The organism is Paenibacillus timonensis, from assembly GCF_022427145.1.
Classification (GTDB): Bacteria; Bacillota; Bacilli; order Paenibacillales; family Paenibacillaceae; genus Fontibacillus; species Fontibacillus timonensis.
The window spans coordinates 1-22088 of the sequence record NZ_JAKSXN010000056.1 but is presented as its reverse complement, the minus strand read 5'-3'; the positions used below and the strand labels follow the sequence as shown (position 1 = coordinate 22088).

General features: G+C 56.4%; 19 protein-coding genes. 9 read left to right on the top strand and 10 right to left on the bottom strand.

Going from position 1 to position 22088, the window contains the following annotated elements; translation table 11 throughout:
- The first annotated feature begins 32 nt into the window (after nucleotides 1-32).
- The 6 genes from MJ257_RS19345 (at nucleotide 33) to MJ257_RS19320 (ending at nucleotide 6875) form a co-directional block, all read left to right on the top strand.
- A complete protein-coding gene (locus MJ257_RS19345) occupies nucleotides 33-2006 on the top strand; it encodes a sialidase family protein (RefSeq protein ID WP_240270787.1) in 1974 nt (657 codons plus the stop codon).
- A 184-nt stretch (nucleotides 2007-2190) separates the two neighbouring features.
- Nucleotides 2191-3792, top strand: a complete 1602-nt coding sequence (locus MJ257_RS19340; RefSeq protein ID WP_240270786.1) for a gamma-glutamyltransferase family protein — start codon at nucleotides 2191-2193, stop codon at nucleotides 3790-3792.
- 22 nt (nucleotides 3793-3814) lie between these two features.
- Nucleotides 3815-4501: a DNA/RNA nuclease SfsA gene (gene sfsA / locus MJ257_RS19335; RefSeq protein WP_178022183.1), complete on the top strand. Its 687-nt coding sequence runs from the start codon at nucleotides 3815-3817 to the stop codon at nucleotides 4499-4501.
- A 113-nt stretch (nucleotides 4502-4614) separates the two neighbouring features.
- Nucleotides 4615-5472 (top strand): carbon-nitrogen hydrolase family protein, encoded by an 858-nt coding sequence (locus MJ257_RS19330; protein WP_240270785.1) that lies wholly within the window; start codon nucleotides 4615-4617, stop codon nucleotides 5470-5472.
- A 39-nt stretch (nucleotides 5473-5511) separates the two neighbouring features.
- Nucleotides 5512-6189 carry a GNAT family N-acetyltransferase gene (locus MJ257_RS19325; protein ID WP_240270784.1) on the top strand — a complete coding sequence of 226 codons (678 nt, stop codon included), beginning with the start codon at nucleotides 5512-5514 and terminating at the stop codon, nucleotides 6187-6189.
- 14 nt (nucleotides 6190-6203) lie between these two features.
- The gene (locus tag MJ257_RS19320) at nucleotides 6204-6875 is read left to right on the top strand and encodes a GNAT family N-acetyltransferase (protein WP_240270783.1); all 672 of its coding nucleotides are present in this window, start codon (nucleotides 6204-6206) and stop codon (nucleotides 6873-6875) included.
- A gap of 491 nt (nucleotides 6876-7366) precedes the next feature.
- On the opposite strand, the gene MJ257_RS19315 is transcribed toward MJ257_RS19320, so the two are convergent.
- From MJ257_RS19315 to MJ257_RS19280, 8 genes are all read right to left on the bottom strand, one after another.
- Nucleotides 7367-7663, bottom strand: coding sequence for a spore coat protein (locus MJ257_RS19315; RefSeq protein WP_240270782.1), 297 nt, complete (start codon nucleotides 7661-7663; stop codon nucleotides 7367-7369).
- On the bottom strand, nucleotides 7660-7881 hold the full coding sequence (locus MJ257_RS19310) for a hypothetical protein (RefSeq protein WP_240270781.1): 222 nt from the start codon (nucleotides 7879-7881) through the stop codon (nucleotides 7660-7662). The genes MJ257_RS19315 and MJ257_RS19310 overlap by 4 nt, the downstream gene beginning before the upstream one ends.
- Before the next feature lie 34 nt (nucleotides 7882-7915).
- Nucleotides 7916-9052: a zinc-dependent alcohol dehydrogenase gene (locus MJ257_RS19305; protein ID WP_240270780.1), complete on the bottom strand. Its 1137-nt coding sequence runs from the start codon at nucleotides 9050-9052 to the stop codon at nucleotides 7916-7918.
- Nucleotides 9049-9435, bottom strand: a complete 387-nt coding sequence (locus tag MJ257_RS19300; RefSeq protein ID WP_240270779.1) for a spore coat protein — start codon at nucleotides 9433-9435, stop codon at nucleotides 9049-9051. The genes MJ257_RS19305 and MJ257_RS19300 overlap by 4 nt, the downstream gene beginning before the upstream one ends.
- A 13-nt stretch (nucleotides 9436-9448) precedes the next feature.
- The gene (locus MJ257_RS19295; protein ID WP_240270778.1) at nucleotides 9449-9697 is read right to left on the bottom strand and encodes a spore gernimation protein GerQ; all 249 of its coding nucleotides are present in this window, start codon (nucleotides 9695-9697) and stop codon (nucleotides 9449-9451) included.
- Between the two features lie 185 nt (nucleotides 9698-9882).
- Nucleotides 9883-13869 (bottom strand): carbohydrate-binding protein, encoded by a 3987-nt coding sequence (locus MJ257_RS19290; RefSeq protein ID WP_240270777.1) that lies wholly within the window; start codon nucleotides 13867-13869, stop codon nucleotides 9883-9885.
- Nucleotides 13870-14167: 298 nt separating this feature from the next.
- Nucleotides 14168-15295 carry a carboxynorspermidine decarboxylase gene (gene nspC / locus MJ257_RS19285; RefSeq protein WP_240270776.1) on the bottom strand — a complete coding sequence of 376 codons (1128 nt, stop codon included), beginning with the start codon at nucleotides 15293-15295 and terminating at the stop codon, nucleotides 14168-14170.
- 1 nt (nucleotide 15296) lies between these two features.
- Nucleotides 15297-16550: a saccharopine dehydrogenase family protein gene (locus MJ257_RS19280; RefSeq protein WP_240270775.1), complete on the bottom strand. Its 1254-nt coding sequence runs from the start codon at nucleotides 16548-16550 to the stop codon at nucleotides 15297-15299.
- Nucleotides 16551-17576: 1026 nt separating this feature from the next.
- Between MJ257_RS19280 and MJ257_RS19275 the strand changes: the two genes are divergently transcribed.
- Nucleotides 17577-17816, top strand: a complete 240-nt coding sequence (locus MJ257_RS19275; protein ID WP_178022195.1) for a heavy-metal-associated domain-containing protein — start codon at nucleotides 17577-17579, stop codon at nucleotides 17814-17816.
- A complete protein-coding gene (locus MJ257_RS19270; protein ID WP_240270774.1) occupies nucleotides 17800-19737 on the top strand; it encodes a heavy metal translocating P-type ATPase in 1938 nt (645 codons plus the stop codon). Before MJ257_RS19275 ends, MJ257_RS19270 begins: the two co-directional genes overlap by 17 nt.
- On the opposite strand, the gene MJ257_RS19265 is transcribed toward MJ257_RS19270, so the two are convergent.
- Nucleotides 19685-20302: a peroxiredoxin-like family protein gene (locus MJ257_RS19265; protein WP_240270773.1), complete on the bottom strand. Its 618-nt coding sequence runs from the start codon at nucleotides 20300-20302 to the stop codon at nucleotides 19685-19687. The genes MJ257_RS19270 and MJ257_RS19265 overlap by 53 nt on opposite strands.
- 285 nt (nucleotides 20303-20587) lie before the next feature.
- Nucleotides 20588-21217, bottom strand: coding sequence for a TetR/AcrR family transcriptional regulator (locus MJ257_RS19260; RefSeq protein WP_178022198.1), 630 nt, complete (start codon nucleotides 21215-21217; stop codon nucleotides 20588-20590).
- A gap of 104 nt (nucleotides 21218-21321) precedes the next feature.
- Between MJ257_RS19260 and MJ257_RS19255 the strand changes: the two genes are divergently transcribed.
- Nucleotides 21322-21999, top strand: a complete 678-nt coding sequence (locus MJ257_RS19255; protein ID WP_240270772.1) for a histidine phosphatase family protein — start codon at nucleotides 21322-21324, stop codon at nucleotides 21997-21999.
- Nucleotides 22000-22088 lie beyond the last annotated feature (89 nt).

Genomic DNA, 22088 nt, shown 5'->3' with positions numbered 1-22088 from the left:
TGTTAGTATGGGTAGTTTGTCTGTCGTTGGTTTTGTCATTTTGGGTACCGTTCGGAACTCCGGTTCAGGCCGGCGCCGATAACAAGACGATGGAATCGATTACGCTGAGGGAGTCGCCTTTCTCGATTGGAGAAGGCTGGACCGTTAATGCGAGTTTTAACTCAAATGCACCATATGCGCTAGCTAAGGGGAAAAACGAGTACTTCGCCGTCGGCCCGTACGGCACGGTGATGAGATCTACGGATGGAGTTGCCTGGAAGGCACTGTCGAAGTTCGGGGGTTATCATTTAACCGCTATCGACTGGGACGGATCGAAATACGTGATGTTCGGCAGCAATACGGAATTTGCGATGAACCTTTACGGCAGACCTTCCGAAGGATTTATCTCCTCGGACGGGCTCACCTGGACGAAGCTGGACTTTGACCCGGGTGAAACGATCTGTCAATTGGTCTGGGGAGAAGCAGGCTTCGTGGCTATAGGAAACAAGCATATTTTTACGTCGAAGGATGGGGAGAATTGGACCACCTCGCGTTCGTTAAACAACGAGTATTTTGCAGACACACTGAGTTATGTGAATGGCAGCTATTTTATTACCAGTGAGTATGATCAGAAGTTTGTCCTCGTCTCGAAGGATGGACAGAACTGGTCTTCCAAGACCTACAATTCTTCTGCAGCCATTCACGATATGGTCTGGACCGGGAAGCAATACCTGGGTGTCGGCAATGGCATTTACACTTCGCCTGACGGGTTCACTTGGACCAAACAAGCAAAATCCCCAAGCGGCGCTGAGCTGATGACGATTACACACGGACATGGCATATACGTCATTACCGGGGCTACTGACCAAACAAATGGGGTCAACAAAAACGTAGCCTATTCGTCCAAGGACGGCGTGACTTGGAAGAAAACCGATCTTTCTTACTTGCATGCCAACATCTACATCGTTTATCCGGTGGCTAGCGGGTTTGCCGGAATCGGTTCTAATGATCGGCAGGATTTTCCCGACAGCACGTACGCCCTGTATACGAAGGACGGCAGCTCGTGGAGCTACCGGTTGACAGGTTCGCAAACGGGCGGCGAGCTCGGAGGCATCGCCACGAACGGGAAGAGAACCGTAGCCGTCGGCCTGGACGGCAATGTCATCTATACCGATGACGGTACGACTTGGCGGGGCGGCAGTCCGTTTGCCTATCGGGACAGATTGGGGAGACCGAATTTGTACGATGTGGTCTGGGGAGCAAATAAGTTCGTTGCGACCGGCCATAACGGAATTTACTACTCCACAGACGGCTATAGCTGGAAGCAGGCAAGCGTTCCTTTCAAGGATCAGTATGGCCAATTGCGCAATATATTGTGGACCGGAAAGTTCTTTGTAGCATCGGATCAATCTTATGGTACTTATAAATCTAAGGATGGCCTGAAGTGGACCCGGGTGGCCAGCGTAAGTCAAGAAGATTGGCTGACCTCCATGATCTGGGATGGCAAACGGCTGCTCGCTGCCTTCCGGGTGCATAACTACAATACCGGTCTTGGAACGACAAAGCTGATGCAGACGACGGACGGGACGAACTGGAAGCTGGTGAAGACGATCGATCTGAATCAGACTTATCTGGCTTGGAACGGAACTTCCTACGTAGCGCTAGACCTCTATAATTCTCAGAAATCATGGGTGTCGAAGGACGGAATCAATTGGACGAAGAAGCAAATGACGTTCCCGAATGGCAGTTTTGATGCTTTGGATTTCTTAACCTCGTTCGACGGCAAATTCTTCGCGATGGGAACGGACTATGATGTGGTCAACGGGGAGAACGTCCCTTACCACGTATACTATCTGTCCAAAGACGGAGTACAGTGGAAGAAGGTAGCGATTCCGCCGATCTACCAAGGGGTCCATGGTGCCGGCACGCAAAGAATGTTCGACGGAATCAAGGTTTATGGCAAATATATCTTCGTTGGCGGAAATGACGAGATCATGTACGCAGACCGGCTGGCAAGCTTGAAGTAGAATGGAAGAAAGAAGGATGGGCTTGAGGGAGACCTCGTGGTCCATCCTTTTTTTGCGACGATTTTAAGCTCCTTTACCCGTTCTATTCCTGCGGAAAATGTCTGTGTTATTATACCAAAAAGGAGAAAACAACCCTTGCATCTGGGCGCTTCTGCATGAACTCTGAGTCGAAGGAGTGAGGTCCATGGATTACTTGAATCATCCGTTTCCGTCCAAGCGTTATACCGTATTCGCCAAAAAAGGCATGGTGGCTACGTCCCAGCCGCTGGCGGCGCAAGCCGGGCTCGAGCTCCTGCAGCAAGGGGGCAACGCCATCGACGCTGCGATTGCGGCCGCGGCAGCCCTGACGGTCGTGGAGCCGACCTCCAATGGAATCGGCGGGGATGCGTTTGCCCTCGTCTGGACGAAGGGGAAGCTTCACGGCTTGAACGCCTCCGGGCCGGCGCCGGCCCTGCTGACGGCCGAGGCGGTCAAGCGGCGGGGGCATGAGCACATGCCGAAGCTGGGGCTGGTGCCGATTACGGTGCCCGGGGCCCCGGCGGCTTGGGCGGAGCTGGCCGGGAAGTTCGGCAGACGGCCCCTGACGGAGATCTTGAAGCCGGCAATTCGTTATGCCGAGGAAGGGTATCCTTTGACGCCGATTTTGGGCAAGAGCTGGGCGCGGGCTTACCAGGCGTACCGCAAACAAGAAGGGCCGGAGTTCGAAGCGTGGTTCCAAACCTTCGCGCCGCAGGGCCGGGCTCCCGAAATCGGGGAAATGTGGGGCTCGAAAGGCCACGCGGAGAGTCTGCGCCGGATTGCCGTCACCGGGGCGCGGGATTTTTACGAGGGGGAACTGGCCCGTCGCATGGACGGCTTCATAGCAGAGCATGGCGGCTTTTTAAGAATATCCGATCTGTCTGCGTACCGGCCGGAGTGGGTGAAGCCGATCTCGGCGAATTACCGGGGCTATGACGTTTGGGAGATTCCGCCGAACGGGCAGGGGATGGTCGCCTTAATGGCGCTGAATATCTATGAACGGCTGGAGCAGCCCGAATGGCTCTCCGCAGAGACGGTTCATCGCCAAATCGAAGCGTTAAAGCTCGCGTTTGCCGATGGCCAGGCCTGGATCACGGAACCGGCCGACATGCCGGTCAGCACCGAATTTTTGCTGTCGAAGGAATATGCCTCCTTACGCGCGAGAGAAATCGCCGAGACCGCGTTGGATCCGAAGCCCATCGATTTGCCGCAGGGCGGAACCGTGTATTTGGCCACGGCCGACGAGGAAGGAAATATGGTGTCCTATATTCAAAGCAACTACATGGGATTCGGCTCCGGCATCGTCATCCCGGGGACGGGAATCAGCCTGCAGAATCGCGGAGCCGACTTCTCGCTGGATGAACGCCATCCGAACTTTGTAAAACCGGGGAAACGCACGTATCACACGATCATTCCCGGGTTCCTGACCAAGGAGGGGGAAGCGGTCGGCCCGTTTGGGGTGATGGGCGGATACATGCAGCCGCAGGGCCATCTGCAGGTCATCGCCAATACGGTCGACTACCGGCTGAATCCTCAAGCCGCGTTGGATGTCCCTAGATGGCAATGGTTTGGCGGGAAAAAGGTGCAGGTGGAGCCGGAATTCCCCGGCGAGTTGGTCGAGGCGCTCCGGCAAAAGGGGCATGACATCGAAGTGATGCCGGACGACGGAGGCTTCGGGCGCGGCCAAATCATTTGGCGGAATCCGCAAACCGGCGTGCTGGCCGGCGGGACCGAATCCCGGACGGACGGCATGATTGCAGCTTGGTAAACCATGAGGGAAGTGAAGAGAGATGAAGTATGGGAACATCGTGCAGGGCCGACTACAGCGGCGGGTGAACCGGTTTATTGCTGAGGTTGTGGTAGGCGGCGCCGCGGAACGGGTGCACGTAAAAAATACCGGCCGGCTCAAAGAGCTTCTGTTGCCGGATACGGAGGTCCTGCTGGAAGTTTCCGACCGGCCCGAGCGGAAGACGAAGTACTCCCTGATCGCGGCTGCCCTGGACGGAGGCTGGGTGAACGTGGATTCGCAAGCGCCTAATCCGGTGGCGTTCGAGGCGCTGAAGGCGGGGCGGATCGCGGAGGTTGGACCGGTCACCTATGTGAAGCGGGAAGTCACGTATGGGGACTCCCGCTTTGATCTTTATTATGAGAAAGGCGAGGAACGAGGGTTCATCGAAGTCAAAGGCGTCACGCTTCAGCAGGGAGGCATCGCCATGTTCCCGGATGCCCCGACGACGCGGGGAACCAAACATGTGTTGGAACTGGCCAAGGCGGTTCAAGAAGGGTACGCCGGGACGGTGCTGTTCGTGGTGCAAATGAAGGGCTGCCACGCGTTTACCCCTTACCGCGAGATGGATCCCGCCTTTGCGGACGCCCTGGAAGAGGCGTCACAGCAAGGCGTACGGATTTTGGCCTATGAAGCCATCGTGACGGAACAGGAGATCGTGCTGGATGGAAGCCTCCCGGTTCGTCTGTGAGCTTTGTCCTCCGCAGGGCGGAGGAATTGCATTATTCCTGACTTTATGATGAAATTTACGAAGGTGGACTTTTCGCCGATCTGAGCATTTTGGGAACAGGAAAGGGGATCCCCATGAAATTAAGAGTTTCCGCTGTCCAATATCATCTGCACACCATTGGCAGCTTCGACGAGTTCGCCCGTCAGGCCGAACACTATATCAAAACCGCGGAGGAGTTCAGCGCGGATTTCGTGTTGTTTCCGGAATTTTTCACCACGCAACTGATGTCCATCGGATCGCCGGACGGCCGAGCGCTGACCATCCAGGAGCTGCCGGACTTTACGGAGCAATATCGCACCCTGTTTAGCGGATTGGCCCGGCAGACCGGGATGCATATCATCGGCGGGACGCATGTGATTCGCAAGGGGGATAAGCTGTATAACGTGGCCCATCTATTTTATCCCGACGGGAGAGTCGCGGAGCAGGCCAAGCTGCACATTACCCCTACCGAAGTCACCGAATGGAACATGACGCCCGGCGACGGCTTGGAGGTGTTCGAAACCGAGAAGGGCAAAATCGCCATGTTGACCTGTTATGACATCGAGTTTCCGGAGATCGTCCGTATGGCCAAGGCCAAAGGCGCGGACGTCATTTTCTGTCCATCCTGCACGGACGACCGCCATGGCTTCCATCGGGTGCGCTATTGCTGCCATGCGAGAGCGGTCGAGAACCAGGTGTATATCGTCACCACCGGTACGGTCGGTTCGCTGCCGACGGTAGATTTCATGCGGGGCAACTTCGGGCAGGCGGCGGTGATCACGCCAAACGACGTCCCGTTTCCGCCGCGCGGCATCCTGGTGGAAGGCGAGATCAATGACGATATGATCGTGACCGCCGATCTGGATTTGGAGCTGCTTTATCAAGTGCGGGAGAAAGGCTCCGTCACGACCTGGCGGGACCGGCGGACGGATTTGTACACCGACTGGAAATAAACCAAGAAGAACGCAGACAGTCCGTGGAGGCGAGACGCGATGTATCGGAAGGAATGGTACGTGTTTGACCAGGGCCGGCCTGTGCCGGCCGTGATTCGGAATTACGAAGAGAAGGATTTTCCGGGGTTGATCCGCATTCAGCAGGAGAGCTTTCCGCCCCCTTTTCCTTCGGAATTATGGTGGAATGAGGAGCAGCTAAACAACCATGTGCGGCTGTTCTCGGAAGGCGCGTTGTGCGTTGAAGTGAACGGGGAACTGGCCGGTTCGATGACTGCGCTTAAGGTCGATTTCGACCCCGGCAAGCCGGAGCACTCCTGGGCGGAGATCACCGACAACGGGTACATTCGCAACCACCGCCCCGACGGGAACACGCTGTACGTCGTGGATATCGGCGTCCGGCCGGCTTACCGGCAATGGGGCCTGGGCAAGTGGCTGATGTTATCCATGTATGAGCTGGTGGTACACCAAGGGCTTCAGCGTTTGCTGGGCGGCGGAAGAATGCCGGGTTACCATAAACACGCGGCGGAGATGACGGCGGAGCAATACCTGAGCGCCGTGGTGAGCGGCGAGCTGAAGGATCCGGTGATCACCTTCCTGCTGCGCTGCGGCCGTACACCCGTTACGGTGGTGCAAGATTATCTGGAGGATGAGGAATCGCGGAATACCGCCGCATTGATGGAATGGAGAAATCCGTTTTTCCCACCCCAATCTGAATAGGAGGCGTTAACGGAATGGAATTTACCCGAATCACGAATATCCAGGATCCCTTGTTCAAATCGATGCATCAGTTGATGCAAAACGTGTTTCCGCCGGAAGAAGTGCTGGAATTCGATTTATGGAAAGAGCCACTGGAAGACCCCGGCATTCGCGTATTCGTCGCGGTGCACGAAGGCCAGGTCGTCGGGGCGACGGAATACCGCTACTACGAGGACTTCAACGTGGCGATGACCGACTTTACGATCATCGGCCAAGCGGGGCTGGGCATCGGGCGGTTCCTGGCGGATCGCCGGCTACGCGATTTGCACGCATTGGCGGAAGCCAACGGGAAGAAGCTGCGTGGCATGTTCGCGGAAATCTACGACCCTTACCGGGTGGAGCATCACGAATTCGGCGGGGTGAAGCCGATGGATCCGTACGTGCGCCGCGAAGTGTTGTCCCATCTCGGGTATATGCGCTTGGACTTCCCGTACGTGCATCCGTCCTGGAACAATGACGGAGAGGCGGTCAGCGGGCTGGATCTCTGCTTTCTGCCGATGGACGGCAGCGACGACGGCCTGGAGACGGAACTCGTCGTTCAATTCCTGCAGCGCTATTACACGGTGCTGCCGAACAAGCCGCAAGCGTGGTACGACATGGTGGAACGCCTGAAAACGCAGGATCGCGTCCAGCTGTTGCCGATTTAATGGCACAAATCAGAGGGATATCCTGCAAGGCGAGGGCTGTTTTGAACGAAAATTCGTTCAAGTGCCGTCCGGAGCGGAACTGAAGGGTACTTTTGTACGAAATATCGTACAAGAGGCCTCGCGCGACAGCATGACGTCGGATTTCTAAACGACAAATCATGCATGAACTGAATTGCACGAGATCATCAAATAACTGCGTAGATGCAGTTATTTCCTAACCTCCTCACCTTAACGGTTAAATAGCTGTATAAGTACAGTTATTTTTCTGTGATTTTAAGAAAGTCGGCCTTCTCCTTGGGAATAACTGCATTCTTGCAGCTATTTCCGGAAAAACCCGTGAATTGGTGAAAACAGCTGCACTCCTGCAGTTATTTTCCCCGCCGCGCTCAAACGCAAGAGTTATGAACGAAAATTCGTTCAAAAAAATGGTTACCAAAAAGTCGTTCAGAAATAAAACTCCTGATCGACTTTTTTTTGGTTTTTTAACGGATTCAGGACGGGATGTTCAGCGCGATATCGATGTTTTGCAGGTCCCGTCCGATTTGGTCCTGGACATCGTAGGGCTGGTAGAAGCCTCGCCTCATCATGTAACCCATGATCATCTCGTGGGCGTCGATGGACTCCTCCAACTGCTTGGTCAAGACGTTCCGAACCTCGGGCGTGGCGCACTCCGTGACGGCCATGGCGTAGTTTCGGACGGAGGTTTTCGCGTTCAGCAAATAATCCATGGCCACGACCTCGTCGGTCAATTTATCCAGCCCCATCAAGTATTCCAGTACGGGATTCATTGGTTGTTCCCTCCCTCAGGAGCTATAGAAGACAGAAGCCCGCTTAGCTCGTGCAATTGCTGCGTCGATACCTGTACATCATGCTGCAAAATTTGCTTCAGCTCGGGGTCCGAGACCAGAAGCTGCATCGTTTTCGCCTTGGTTAAAGCAATCGTTTTGGAGGCGGCTAGTTCATGGACCTCCAAGGTTTCGTGCAAAGCCTGGTTGGCTCTATTCATGGTGGTTTGTCCTCCTGATCGGGTGTCGTAAGGGTTACGGTTTCAAAATCACCTTGATGCATGCGTCGGTTTTCGTATCAAATACCTCGTAGCCGCGTTTGGCTTCCTCCAGCGGGATCACGTGGGTGATGATGTCGCCGGGGTCGACTTTACCGGAAGAGATCAGCTCGTACATATGCGGCATGTAATGGATAACCGGGGCTTGACCGGATCGGATATTCACGTTGCGCTGCATGATGTCGCCGAGCGGAAAACCGTTGTATCGGCCGCCGTACACGCCGGTAATCTGAATCGTGCCGCCTTTGCGGACCGCTTGGGAGGCGATCACCAGGGCGCTCATGGCTCCCCCTTGCAGTTTCAGGCCGCTAGCCAGGAACTCCAGGTTCGTCATTTTTCCGTCCATGCCCACCGCATCGATGACGACGTCCGCGCCGCCCTTGGTGATTTCCTTGAGATACGAACCGACGTTATCGTATTGTTCGAAATTGACGGTTTCCACCTTATTCGTCTGCTTGGCATGCTGCAGCCGGTAATCCACGTAATCGACGGCGATGACCCGCTTGGCCCCTTTCAGCCAGGCGAACTTCTGCGCAAGCAGTCCGATCGGACCGCAGCCGAGTACGATGACGGTGTCCCCTTCCTTCACCCCCGCATTATCCACGCTCCAATAAGCCGTCGGCATCGCATCCGAAATGAGGGCCAGCTTCTCGTCCGGTTGTTCGCAGTTTTCCGGAATCTTAAAGTGGGTAAAGTTGGCGTACGGCACGCGCAAATACTCGGCTTGCCCGCCGGGATATCCGCCCGTATTGCCGGAATAACCGAAGTAAGCGCCCATGTCCCCGTGTTCGTTGGCGTTGTCGCATTGGCTCTCCAAATGGTTTTTGCAATAAAAGCATTCCCCGCAAGCGATCGTAAACGGGATAATGACCCGATCCCCCTTCTTGAGATGAGTCACCTCGGGGCCGACTTCCTCCACGATCCCCATCGGTTCATGGCCGATGATATAGTCTTCCCGCAAATTCGGGATCATTCCGTGGATCAAGTGAAGGTCCGAGCCGCAAATCGCCGTGCTGGTGATTTTGATGATCATGTCATCGGGCTTTTCGATCTTCGGGTCCGGCACCTCTTTGACGGTCACGTTTTTCAATCCCTGATAGGTTACGGCCTTCATGCTTGGCCCCCCTCCCTATGCTCGTCCGGCGTCCGATCGAACATGCCGATGCGACGTGTGTCCGCAGGGAACAAATCCATTTGTCCGATCAGGATCGTGTTCTTGGCCGACAGCTGGTCCAATTGATATTGCTCGGACAACTCGTAGGGGTGGAACCATTTTTTGCGCATCATCAGTTCCGTGATCTCCTGGTGCATGGCGATGCCCTGCCTTAACAGGTTCCGCAGTAAAATCCGGGCTTCCGGGGAAGCGGTTTCCGTCAGGGCGATCGCGATATTGCGCACGCCTTCCTTGGCCCGCATCAGGAAGTCCGTGGCGAAGGTCATGTCGGCGATTTCCGGCATGTTCAGCGCGTTAATCGGGTCTAAGTAATCGTTGTTCATCTCGGCTCTCCTTCTATTGGAACATCGGCTCGGGCCGGCTTTCGGGAACGGGTACTTGGTAAGGAACCTGGCTATACAAGGCTTGCAGATCCTGCAACGCTTGTATCGTCTGTTCCACGTCCTTTTGCATCAAGTCCTTTAGGTCTTGATCGAACACGAGGCCTTGCATCAATTTCGACTTCGCCAGGCAAAGCGTTTTGAAGTTGAGAATTTCGTGGAGATCCACGGATTCGTGGGGCGCTAAAGCTTGCTTCTTATTCATGGGGCGGGGCAACCTCCTGTTTTTAAGGGATAGCTTTCCCAGGGGCAGGAGAGTTATGCCAAAGTCGAGGATAGATCAGAACAAAGACGGCACCCGTCATGGACAGGTACCGCCTTTGTTCGTGGTAAACCGTAATTTTCTTCAGCGCTTCCCGCAGATGGCAGGAACCCTTACTCGGATCGGGATCACCAGTTATTTCCCGCTCCCCGGATGACGTGGAAGTTCGGCGATTGGTTCTCGCCATAGATGGCCGTGATGCCGGGGTTGTTCACCTTGACATTGGTGAAGCGCGCTTCGCCAACGGCAGGCCCCTGACCGTCTTCCGCTCTGACCACCAGCTTAATCCCGTAACGGGTCGGGTTGTTGATTGTAATGTTCTCCAGCCGAACGTTCTGCATCGGAAGATTCTCCGGCGATTTGGATTGGAACATCAAACCGAAGTAAACCGGATTATTGATGTCGACGTTCTTCACCAGGATATTCTTGAAGTCCCGGTCCCCGCCGAAGAACCAGATCGCGCCGAAGTTCTGGTAATCGTTGATTTTATCGTCGGCCCCGACGCTGGTCCAGAAATCTCCCCCGGTGCGATCCAGCGTGACGCCGTCGATGACGGTATCCTGGTCGCCGAAGCCCAGCGTATTATAACCGAAGCTTAAGCTGCTGATGGTCACCCCGGGATAGGTGAGCGTATCGGCGCCGTACAGATTCTGGAACAGGTTATTCTGGCCGCCGTAAACGGCGAAGGCCGCGGCGCGGCGTACGTTGACGGCGGTGAGGTTGGTGTATTTGTTGCCCACATTGTAAGAGCCTCCGGCGTCAATCGCGCTAAACAACGCAAAGGAGTCGTCGCCGGTACCGCGGGCATAGTTGTTGTCGATCACGTTGTAGGAAGAGCCGTTAGTCATGTTGATGCCGTCCGCGAACATGTTTTTGATCCGGTTATTTTTGAACGTATTGTACGAAGAGTTCACGCCCCAATACAGGCAAACGAAATGCTCGGCCCAAACGTTCTCGACCGTCACGTTCTGCATGCCGTTGCCGTCGATGAATTTGCCGGGGCCATCCTGACGGTAGATGTAGTTGCCCCAGGCGGACAGGTTCTTGATGGTTGATCCGTTGGCGGCGGAGCTGATATTAAACCCAACGTCCGTGTTCGTTTGGTCTTGCGGAGCGACCAGCTTGGTGTGCCAAGGGCCCGCTCCGATGATCTCCGTCGCCCGGCCGTACAGGAAAATCTTCGATGAGATCGTCCATTCCCCTGCCGGAATGAAAATCCCTTTCTTGGACGAATCCTGACGGAACTCGTTCAGTGCTTGCTCAATCGATTTGGTGCTCGACACCTGAACGTATTTGCTCGGATCCGGGTTTGTTGCCGGCGGAGCGACATTCTCCGTCTCGATCATGTCCACGTAAATCCACGGGACGTCTCCGGCGTCCTTCTGGATTCTGATCTTGGTTCCGGCCGGATAGACTTGGTCAAGCAGAAGCTGGGAATCTTCATACAGCCAGTAGGCTTTGGAGCCCGAGTTATCATAGCCAAGCCGCCCAAGCGTGGAAGGCGTTGCATACAAGTAAGAGAATTTGGACGTTACGTTGAAATTACCTTTATCTACGCCGTTCGCATAGATGCTCACCGTTCCGGTGGTATTCTCGGCCACGGCATTCCGCAACACGAAGGCATTGGCCGGCGAGGTCAGCGTAAATTCCACGTACTCCCCTGTGGCGTCCAGATAAACGGCCGAACGTCCGGAAGCTTCGCCGGCGAAGTCGCCCGGCGTAAAGTTCGGTGCCAGCTTCGTGCCGTTGGTGCTGTTCGAGGAGGCTTCGGCTTCCAGGACGGTGAACGGCATATTCGCGCCGCGCCCGGAATACAAACTGGCGGTGGCGGTGTTATTGTTCCGTTTTACGGCAACTTCGTTCGCATCTGCGGCTACCGTTGTCGTGACCGTATAGCTGCCGTTTACCGCGGTCCAAGTCCCCAGGGTAACGTTAGCCGATGCTCCCGGCGCAAGAGACCCGCTGTACGAGCCGTTAAACGTTTGCACGGTTGCCCCCGAGCCGTTCTTCAGTTCCAGCGTAATGGCGTGCGCGCCGCCGGCCGAGGCCATCGTCCCTTGATTCTTCAGGTTCACTGTAAAAGTGACGGTGTTGCCCGCGCTCGGGTTGGAAGGCGTCCAAGCCGCCGCTGCGATCAGGTCGGAGCTTTGCACCTGGCCGATCGTCAACTGCGAGGTGTGGGTGTAGCTGTTGTTTCCATCGTTGGTCTCAATGACCGCGTTGTTCTCATCTACCTTGGCGACAACGGCGTAAGAACCGGCTTCCTTCGCTCCGATATTCGCGGAGACGTTAGCCGTTGCTCCAGGGGCAAGCGCACCGACGGAAGCCGTTCCAACCAAGGTGCTGCCCAGGTAAAAGTTCAAGCTCGTCGCGGTGGACGCGACCGTACCCGCATTGCGAACCGTGGCGTTCAGCGTAACGGCTTGCGTCTCGTCCGGAGCGGCCGGCGACCAGGAGATGCCGGTCACGGTCAGATCCGGATTGGGTGCAGGCGTACCGATCACCTGGAATTCGGCAATCTGCCCGCCCGGTGCCCCGGAATTGGCCGTAAACCGCAGTTGAATCTGACTCACCGTAGCGCTGACGGGAATCGTGACGGTGTTCTGCGAAGCGGGATTAAACGTATACGAAGCGGCCGAAACCAGGTTCGTAAAGCTGGTGGCATTTTGGTCATGTCCAAGCACCTGAATCGTTTGGGTGCGGGTCGCCCATTCGCTGGAAGGGTTCAACTTAAGGACAATCGACGTGATGTTGGCATTGGCCCCCAGGTCCGCGGTGAGTGTGCTTGGGTGGCCGTTGCCTTCCCAGTAGGTGGACGTATCATTATCGTTGGCATTGGCGGCGACAAAGGTAAACGTTGACGAGGAGGCGGTCATCGTCTTGCCGATGGCGAGATTCGATCCGTCTCCTTCCCCGGATCCGTTCCGCGTCACGGTATTGCTCGGTGCCGACGCATTGCCGGCCGCATCCTTAGCGACGACGTAGTAGGACACCGTAACGCCGGCAGGTTGCGGGTCTGTATACGTCAGCGTAGAACCGTTGACGCTGCCGCGAAGCTGGCCGTTGGCGTAAACGTCGTATCCGGTGACGCCCACGTTATCGGTGGCCGCGCTCCAGGTCAGCTTTACGGAACCGGTCGTCGGCTGCGTGAACGCGAGGTTCGCCGGAGCGGTTGGCGGCTGCGTATCCGCAGTGCTTCCCGGCGTAAACCCGATCCAGTTGATATTGAAGTCGTAGCCGCTGGCATAGACGCGAAGGGTTTGCGTCCCGGCATTTAGCGTGACGTTGGCCGTCACGGTCTGCCAATTTTGCCACCCGCCGGTGTTTGGCACCGTGGTCGTGGCCAGCGTCGAACCGCCGGATTGCAGTTGGATCGCGCCTGTACCGGCATTGCTCGCAACCCGGTACTCGACGGTATAAGTACCTGCATTTTGCACATTTACGTTATAATCCAGCCAATCCCCGACATGGATCCAGCCGACGTTAAGCCCGCCGCCCGAATCCGAGGTAGGCTCCGTCTGGATGCCGTTCATGGCGCTGTAGCTCTCCGCTTCGATCTTGCCCGGAATCGCGGCTGGCGCGGCAGGAGAAGCGCCATAAACTTCCACTTCGGAGAGTTGGCCCGCCGGCCAGACGGTATTGGCCGTAATCTGGATCCGCACGTATCGGGCGCTGGCGGCCGTAAAGTTGATCGCCACCGTATTCGCGGTGCCCGGATCAAACGTATAGCTGGCCGAGGCCTTCAGATCGGTAAAGCTGGATCCGTTCGTGCTTCCTTGGACAGATAAGGTCTGCGACCGGCTCTCCCAACCGGACGGCAGCTTTAAGACGACCTGATCAATCAGAACGGCGCTGCCGAGGTCGACTTGAACCCATCCGGGGAAAGCGTTATTCGTACTTTCCCAATACGTATCGGCATTGCCGTCGGCGACATTGGAGGCGACATAAACATCGGCGTGTCCGGATTCGGTCACGGGCTTGCCCGCAGCCAGGTTTGGCCCCCCTGCCGCCCGAACGGGAGCGGTCCACCCTGCCGAGGTGAAGAAGGTTGCGGCGAACAGGGTCACGACACAAATCCAGGCGATTATGCGTCTTTGGCTTTTCACGAAATTCATTCTCCTTTCAGAATAAGGATTTCTCGATTCTTACATCTGGCAGAGTCGTCGTGGTGAGCCCAGCAGAGTTTCTTTTTACGAAATCTGACCAATATACCAATGTAAGCGATATCACAAAAAGGCACATTCCTCCTATTCGCCAGATTTGGTACCGCAATCTCATCATAAATCAGGCTTGATTTCCAAATAAAGGTGTATTTCTATGGGAATGGTGTGCAGGATTATGGTTTTGGACAGAAAAAAGAGACTACCCTCAGGTCTACAGACCGGGGCAGTCCCGTTACACTCAAGCGGCGACTTACGCCAACCGCATTTTAAAATCTTCATACCCAAACTGGTGCAGGACTTCGCAGTCGCCGTCTTTATGCTGCAGCACGAGCGCCGGCAACGGCATCCCGTTGAAGGTGGTGTTCTTCACCATCGAGTAAATCGCCATGTCGCCGAACACCAGGCGGTCGCCCGGCTTCAGCGGCTGGTCGAACGAGTAGTCGCCGATATTGTCCCCGGACAGGCAGGTTGGTCCGCCGAGCCGGTACGTGAAAGGCTTCTCGCCGGCTTCGCCCGATCCAAACAGCGGCGGACGGTAAGGCATCTCCAGCACGTCTGGCATATGGCAGGAAGCCGAAGCATCCACGATAGCGATGTCCATGCCGTTCTTCAGCGTGTCCAGCACGGTCGTGATCAGGTAACCGGCGTTCAGCGCAACGGCTTCGCCCGGCTCCAGATACACCTCAAGGCCGTATTTGTCCTGCATCCGACGAATGCACGCCTCAAGCAGCGGAATGTCGTAGTCCTCGCGCGTGATGTGATGGCCGCCGCCGAAATTGATCCATTCCATTTGCGACAGCCACGGTCCGAACTTCGCCTCAACCGCATCCAGCGTCGTCGCCAAATCGTCCGAGTTCTGCTGGCACAAGGTATGAAAATGAAGTCCGGATATGCCATCCAGCAGCTCGGGGCGAAAATGCTCGATCGTTACGCCAAACCGCGAGCCGACCGCGCAAGGGTTATAGATGTCGTGCCCTACCTGCGTAGAGCATTCCGGGTTGATGCGCAGACCGATTTTTTTGCCGGCCGCCAGCACCCGGTCCCGGTATTTCTCCACTTGGGAGAACGAGTTGAAGATCACGTGATCGCAGAGGTCGATGATTTCGTCCATCTGATCGTCCCGGTAGGCCGGGGCAAAGACGTGATTCTCCTTGCCCATCGCCTCGCGGCCGAGCCGGGCTTCGTATAGGCCGCTGGATGCCGTACCGCTCAAATACTGTCCGATCAGCGGGTAGGTCGTGTACATCGAAAACGCTTTTTGCGCCAAAATAATCTTCGCGCCCGTCCGCTCCATGATGCCGGCCAGGATTTTCAGGTTTTGCTCCAAAAGTTTTTCATCGACCACATAACAAGGTGTTGGCAGTTCCTCGAAGCGCATATTATCTAACGTACTCCGTTTCTTTGCGTTCTGCGGAGGTCTCCTCTTCCGGGAACGCATCTACCAGCTCCGGATCGAAGCTTTCTTTCCAAGGCAGGCCCCATTTGTTCAACGCGTCCATGAATGGATCCGGGTCGAACTCTTCGATGTTGTAAACGCCCGGTTTGTTCCAAGTTCCGTTCATCAGCATCATCGCGCCGATCATGGCCGGTACGCCGGTCGTGTAAGCCACGGCCTGGGAGCCGACTTCTTTGTAGCACTCTTCGTGGTCGCACACGTTATATACATAGTACAGCTTATCTTTGCCGTCTTTTTTGCCTTTGAAAATGCAACCGATGTTCGTTTTGCCCTTGGTGCGCGGTCCCAGCGAAGATGGATCCGGCAGCACGGCTTTCAGGAACTGAAGCGGCACGATTTGCTTGCCTTCGAATTCGATCGGTTCGATCGAGGTCATGCCGACGTTTTCGAGGCATTTCAGGTGCGTCAGGTAGCTTTGGCCAAACGTCATGAAGAAGCGGATCCGCTTGATGCCCGGAATGTTGAGGGCCAGGGACTCGATTTCCTCATGGTGAAGCAGGTACATGTCTTTCTCCCCGATTTCCGGGAAGTTGTAGACGCGTTTGATCTCCATCGGCTCGGTCTCGATCCATTCGCCGTTCTCCCAGTAGCTGCCTTTCGCGGAGACTTCGCGGATGTTGATCTCCGGGTTGAAGTTCGTCGCAAACGGATAGCCATGGTCGCCCGCGTTGCAGTCGAGAATGTCGATGTACTCGATTTCGTCGAAGTGATGCTTCAAGGCATAGGCGGAAAATACGCCGGTTACGCCTGGGTCAAAGCCGCTGCCCAGCAGTGCGGTGATGCCGGCTTTTTCAAAGCGCTCGCGGTATTCCCACTGCCATTTGTATTCGAATTTCGCGGTATCTTCCGGCTCATAGTTGGCGGTATCCAGGTAGTTCGTCTTGGTCGCCAGGCAGGCGTCCATGATCGTCAAATCCTGATACGGCAGAGCCAGGTTCATGACCACGTCCGGTTTAACCTCGTTGATCAGCGCGATCAGCTCGTCGACGTTGTTGGCATCGACCTGAGCCGTCGTGATTTTCGTTTTGCCGCCGTCCAGCTTCGCTTTCAGCGCGTCGCATTTCGACTTGGTGCGGCTCGCGATGCAAATTTCTTCAAAAACCTCGCTGTTTTGAACGCATTTGTGGATAGCTACAGCAGCGACGCCGCCGCAGCCGATGATCAGTGCTTTTCCCATTTTTCCATCTCCTAACCTTCTTCGAATTTTTGCATAGCGGGCGTGAAACGTAAAAAAAGCAAGTGAATGCACGCATACCTTGCGCATCACTTGCTTCCGATATAGTCAATATTAAGAAAAGCTCCATAACGACGGACAAACGCCCGTCTGCATCGCCGCACGAAACCATCGTACGAACGCACGTAGTGGAAGTCTTAATATTCAATATATCATGCTTAGGATCAGAGTCTATTTAGCAAATAATTCGCCTTTACCACTCTTATTGACCGTTTCACAAGTTGATGTGCATATGCACTGGTTGTAAAGTAACCAACTTATAAAATTTGAGCTTTTAACTCAATCAATAAGGCAACTAAGTTGCCAATCGGCATTTGACCCGGCTGTCCGTATGGCCTTAACTTCCCTTTGGGAAGTGGTCAAAAATTATCTGCTTGGAAAGACTCGCGATATATTGAATACAACCTTTCCAAAAATCATGCTCCTTAATATTAGCAGGAACTGTTTCGGAGGGCAATAGCTAATTTAAAATATTTTTTTCTCATATTTTCAGGTGCTTTTTGTTGTTTGTTGGGCTTGCTTGCTGTTTGCGTTGTCTGGATTGCTAAACCGTCTGCGCCTGCGTCCGCACCTCCGTCTGCGCCTCCGCCCGTACCTGTGTCCACACCTCCATTCGCACCTCTGTCCGCTCCTCCGTCTAACGCTTGCCACGCGTCTTATTTGGTGAAAAACAGGGGGGAGGGCGTTCTAACGCTTGCCAGCGAGCTTATGGATGGGATTTGCGCTACGGAACACGGGAAATCGACCCAATAGCGTTCCAGGCAAGCGTTACAGGTGAAAATACTCCGTTTTGGCGCAAATAGCGCTTGTCGTAAGCGTTACACGATTTTGCGTCTCTCCTATCAGTCCATCGCGGTCGGGTGGGGTACGATCTGATCCATCCTTTATCCCGACTTGATGCGAATCAAGGAATCCCCTTCGCACCCGGTTTACGATGAAGCCATCGATAACCGAAAGGGGATATGCTAAATGACCACCGTCAAATGGAAAGTCGAAGAGTTAACTTGCCCGAGCTGCATCAAGAAAATCGAAAGCGTGCTGACGAAACAGCCGGGAGTACGAGAAGTCAAAGTGTTGTTCCACTCCAGCCAGGTGAAGGTCGCGTTTGACGAGAACCAGGTACAGGAGGAGTTGCTGCGAAGCCTGATGGCGAAGCTGGGTTATCCGGTGCTCACGGGAGGAGGGCATGGCGATGGCCAGGCATCGTAAAGCGGCGGCGTTGTTGGCATCGGGTTTGCTGCTGGCCCTGGCGGGTGGTTTCCACCTCCTGGGATGGGAGGTGGCCCGAAGCGGCGCGCTGCTGCTGGCCTCTGCGATATCCGGCTGGACCATCGCGGTCAAAGCACTCCAAGCCCTCCGCTTGCGAACCTTCAGCATCGAGCTGCTGGTGACGATCGCGATGATCGGTGCGGTGATCTTGGGCGAATACGTCGAGGCGGCCGCGGTAGCCTTTTTGTTCCGGCTGGGGGCGTACCTTGAGGCCATCACGCTGGGGAAGACGCGTTCCGCCTTGAAAGCCTTGATCGATCTGGCGCCGGCTGAAGCTATCGTCCTGCGGGACGGCGCTCAGGTCAAAATGCTCGCGTCCGAAGTGGAGCGGGGGGACCGGGTGCTTTTGCCCTCCGGCAGCAAAATCGCAGTCGACGGCCGGGTCGTTTCCGGCCAGGCCCTCGTTAACGAGGCGGCGATTACCGGCGAGCCGGTTCCCGTGGCCAAGCAGGTTCACGACCGCGTGTTCAGCGGAACGACCGTGGATACGGGATACCTCGAGGTCATCGCCGAGCAGGTCGGGGAAGATACCACTTTTGCCAAGATCATCGAGCTGGTGGAAGAAGCCCAGGAATCCAAAGCGAAGACGCAGAAATTCCTGGACAAATTCGCTTCCTACTATACGCCGGGCATGCTGCTGCTGGCGGTTCTGGTCTACTTCGTCTCTCGAAATCCCGAACTGGCGCTGACGTTTCTGGTGATCGCTTGCCCGGGTGCTCTGGTGATTTCCGCACCGGTGTCGATGGTAGCCGGTTTGGGGAACGGAGCCGCGAACGGCTTGCTGGTCAAGGGCGGGGAGGTTCTGGAAAACCTGGCCAAGGCAGATTTGGTCGTATTCGACAAGACGGGGACATTGACGGAAGGAAGACCCGCCGTGGTGGCGATCACCACCTTTGGAGGTACCCCGGAACGAGAGTTGCTCGCATTGGCGGCCGCGGTCGAAGCGGCATCGGAGCATCCGCTAGGGCAGGCCATCGTGAATGCCGCGAAGGAGCGGCAAGGGGAACTCACGGAACGCCCGGAGCAGGTTGAGGTGCACAAAGGAAGCGGGATTCGCGGAACGGTCCGCGGGCAGAACATCCTGGTCGGGAAGCTGGCGTGGCTGGACGGGTTAGGCATTGTCATTAACGAGGCTGGACAGAAGGAGGCAGAGCGCCAAGAGATGCAAGGTTATACGGTCGTGTTCGCGGCAGCCGGGGGGACGTTGATCGGTATGATCGCCATCGCCGACCCGGTACGCCTGGAAGCGCAGGAAGCGATCCGTGGACTTAAGCGGGAGGGCTTGAAGCGGGCATTGATGCTGACCGGCGACAACCGGCATGCCGCCCGACAAGTCGCGGATCGGGTCGGGATCGACCAGGTATACGCCGGACTGCTTCCGGCCGAGAAGGTGGCGCATATCCAGGAATGGAAGCGGCAGGGCTACCGCGTCGCCATGGTTGGCGACGGCATCAACGACGCTCCGGCCATCGCCGCCGCTGACATCGGGATGGCGATGGGAGGAACGGGGACGGACGTCGCGATTGAGACGGCGGATGCGGTCATCATGACCGACCGGCTGGATAAACTAGTCTACGCCCGCCGGCTGGCGAAGCGCACGGTCCGCAACATGAAGCAAAACGTATCGTTTGCCGTGGCGGTCGTGGTTCTGTTGCTGGCGGGCGTAGTAACGGAGCATATTTATCTGGCCTCGGGAATGTTTATTCATGAATTCAGCGTGATTCTGGTGATTCTGAACGCCCTTCGTCTGACGCGTCGCGGTCGCGGCTCGGGTCGGGCTGCGGGTCCTAACGCAGAACCGAACGCGATTACAGCCGTCTCAACCGCTCAAGGATGTCTTCCGGATCGGGGCGCTTCATGAAATCCGGTTCGACATAGGCGGAACGGACGATGCCCGATTCGTCGATCATAAACGTGGACGTAATCGGCAGGATCCAGCGGTTGGTGGCATTGTATTCCGCCAAATCCAAGCTGAATTTGTTCAAGAAGATGTCCTGTATGTAATCCGGCACATCATACAAAATGTTGTACGCCGCTGCGGTCAGCCCATTCGTATCGCTCAGTACCTGGAACTGCAAATCTTCCTTCTCTTTCTGGGTCAGGGTATTATCGGGACTTTGCGGACTCACGGCAATCAAACGGCCGCCGATCGCTTCGATTTGCGGCAGCACCTTCTGATACGCACGCAGCTGCATGTTGCAGAACGGGCACCAGCCGCCCCGATAGAAGGTCAGCACAACCGGACCCTGGGACAATTCGTCATAAAGATTCACGGGTTGGCCCAGCGAGTTGTTCAAAGTGAAATCCTTCGCTTTCTGGCCCTCTTGCAGGCCGTATGCTTTGCCCGCTTGCTGCTGTCCATGGATCAAACGGAACAATTCGTTATACACATCGGCCGGGGTATTTGCAATAAACTCTTGTCTCATTTGATCCAGGGTTTGCGTGAACGTCATCTTCATACACCTCATTTAGTTGGATACGGTAGCCCATTCGCGGTACGGTTGGTCCATCCGTTCGTTATTTTTTGGAGTGATCACTCCATTTTTAAGTTGACCTCATTCTATTTAAATTTTTTTGGATTGTCAACTCCATTTTTTGAAATTACGAAAAAACCCCGCAACCAGGCGATTTCCGCCGGTTGCGGGGACTAAGGTTCGTGGAATTTCCCTCCTTCAGTGTGGCCTGAATCCGGACCCAGCGGCACACCGCTACTAGACGAGATAGGAGCGGATATGCTCCAGCATCGCGTCGAGTACGGCCTCCAGCGCGCAGATATCCTTGCGAACCTGCGTCATCAGCAGGCCGCCTTGCAGCGCGGTCAACAGCGCCAGCGCCAGCCGGTCCGGATCGGCGTCGGCACGCATTTCCCCGCGCTCCCGCATCGCACGCAGCCCTCGGCTGATCGCCTGCTCCCACTGCAGGAAGCCCTCGGCCAGCGCCGACCGGGCTGCCGGTTCCATGTCCGCCAGCTCGCTGGCCAGCGAACCGATCGGGCAGCCGCCCTGATATTCTCGGTCGACCTGCAGTTGGATAACGGCGTCGCGCCAAGTTTGCAGCGCCTCCATGCTGTCCAGATGGCTAAGCAAGGGCTCTTGTGCGCCCAGCACCTGCTCGGTCTGGAACAGGATAACCGCCTGCACCAGTTCCCGCTTCTCCTTAAAATAGTGATAGAGCTGCGAGGAGCTGACCTTGGCCTCCTTCTGCACGTCCTCCACGCTCGTTCCGGCGACCCCGCGTTCGAACATCAGTCCGGCGGCAGCTGCGACGATGCGGCGGCGCGTTTCGATTCCTTTTTTCGTAAGCTTCTGTTCCGGGTTTGTTGTTATGATCGTGGTTTTCATGGTCTTAGTATAGCAAAAATGGAGTCATCCATCCAGAAATGAATGACGTCCATCCGGTGCAAACTAGGGGGGCGAGATGATGTGTTGTGAAGGAGGTCAACCCTATGAAACCTAACGCGAAGGACCGGATTCGCCTCATGAGAGTGGCGTTTCTGCTGCTTGCGCTTTGGGCGTTACCGCTTTCGGCCGAAGCAGGAAGCGCGGCGGCTTCTCCGCCGGATCGCCTTCCCGCCTCGCTGCTGGCCAACCTGCGTCAGGGCGGCTACGTGATTTACGTCCGTCACGGCGAAGCCAACCTCGGCGAGGACCGGCCCGGACTGCGGCCGGAGGATTGCGCGGCGCAGCGCAATTTGTCCGCCGCCGGTCGCGGCCAGGCGCGCCGGTTCGGCTACGCGCTGCGGGAGCAGGGCGTCCCGGTGGCGACGCCGGTCCTGGCCAGCCCGCTGTGCCGCACGCGGGAATCCGCCGCGCTGGCCTTCGGCCCCGCCCGGGTGCGGACCGAGCCGGCGCTGTTGGGGCTGGCGCGGTTAGGCGGCCCCGGCGGTACGGCAACGCCCGCGGAGCGGGAGGCAGCCTTGCGCGCGCTGGACGCGCTGCTGGAGGCGCCGCCCCCGGCCGGCGCCAACCGCGTGATCGTCGCCCATAGCTTCCCGCCGGGCGTCGGGTTGGGCCCGCTCCCCGAGATGGGAGCGGTGATCGTGCACCCGCGCGGCCGGGGGCAGGGCTACGACATCGTGGCCCGCGTCCCGTTGGACGCTTGGGCCAGCCTGCCGGCCCGGTAAGCCTGGCCCGGTAGGCGATGCAACGCAGAAGCTCCAGACCGCTATGGTGGTCTGGAGCTTCTTTTTCGGAAATCGAGCCCCGCATTATG

Coding starts and splice junctions, on each gene's coding strand:
- MJ257_RS19340 (WP_240270786.1), top strand. CDS start 2,191: ATGGATTACTTGAATCATCCGTTTCCGTCCAAGCGTTATACCGTATTC.
- sfsA (WP_178022183.1), top strand. CDS start 3,815: ATGAAGTATGGGAACATCGTGCAGGGCCGACTACAGCGGCGGGTGAAC.
- MJ257_RS19330 (WP_240270785.1), top strand. CDS start 4,615: ATGAAATTAAGAGTTTCCGCTGTCCAATATCATCTGCACACCATTGGC.
- MJ257_RS19325 (WP_240270784.1), top strand. CDS start 5,512: ATGTATCGGAAGGAATGGTACGTGTTTGACCAGGGCCGGCCTGTGCCG.
- MJ257_RS19320 (WP_240270783.1), top strand. CDS start 6,204: ATGGAATTTACCCGAATCACGAATATCCAGGATCCCTTGTTCAAATCG.
- MJ257_RS19315 (WP_240270782.1), bottom strand. CDS start 7,663: ATGAATCCCGTACTGGAATACTTGATGGGGCTGGATAAATTGACCGAC.
- MJ257_RS19310 (WP_240270781.1), bottom strand. CDS start 7,881: ATGAATAGAGCCAACCAGGCTTTGCACGAAACCTTGGAGGTCCATGAA.
- MJ257_RS19305 (WP_240270780.1), bottom strand. CDS start 9,052: ATGAAGGCCGTAACCTATCAGGGATTGAAAAACGTGACCGTCAAAGAG.
- MJ257_RS19300 (WP_240270779.1), bottom strand. CDS start 9,435: ATGAACAACGATTACTTAGACCCGATTAACGCGCTGAACATGCCGGAA.
- MJ257_RS19295 (WP_240270778.1), bottom strand. CDS start 9,697: ATGAATAAGAAGCAAGCTTTAGCGCCCCACGAATCCGTGGATCTCCAC.
- MJ257_RS19290 (WP_240270777.1), bottom strand. CDS start 13,869: ATGAATTTCGTGAAAAGCCAAAGACGCATAATCGCCTGGATTTGTGTC.
- nspC (WP_240270776.1), bottom strand. CDS start 15,295: ATGCGCTTCGAGGAACTGCCAACACCTTGTTATGTGGTCGATGAAAAA.
- MJ257_RS19280 (WP_240270775.1), bottom strand. CDS start 16,550: ATGGGAAAAGCACTGATCATCGGCTGCGGCGGCGTCGCTGCTGTAGCT.
- MJ257_RS19275 (WP_178022195.1), top strand. CDS start 17,577: ATGACCACCGTCAAATGGAAAGTCGAAGAGTTAACTTGCCCGAGCTGC.
- MJ257_RS19270 (WP_240270774.1), top strand. CDS start 17,800: ATGGCCAGGCATCGTAAAGCGGCGGCGTTGTTGGCATCGGGTTTGCTG.
- MJ257_RS19265 (WP_240270773.1), bottom strand. CDS start 20,302: ATGAGACAAGAGTTTATTGCAAATACCCCGGCCGATGTGTATAACGAA.
- MJ257_RS19260 (WP_178022198.1), bottom strand. CDS start 21,217: ATGAAAACCACGATCATAACAACAAACCCGGAACAGAAGCTTACGAAA.
- MJ257_RS19255 (WP_240270772.1), top strand. CDS start 21,322: ATGAAACCTAACGCGAAGGACCGGATTCGCCTCATGAGAGTGGCGTTT.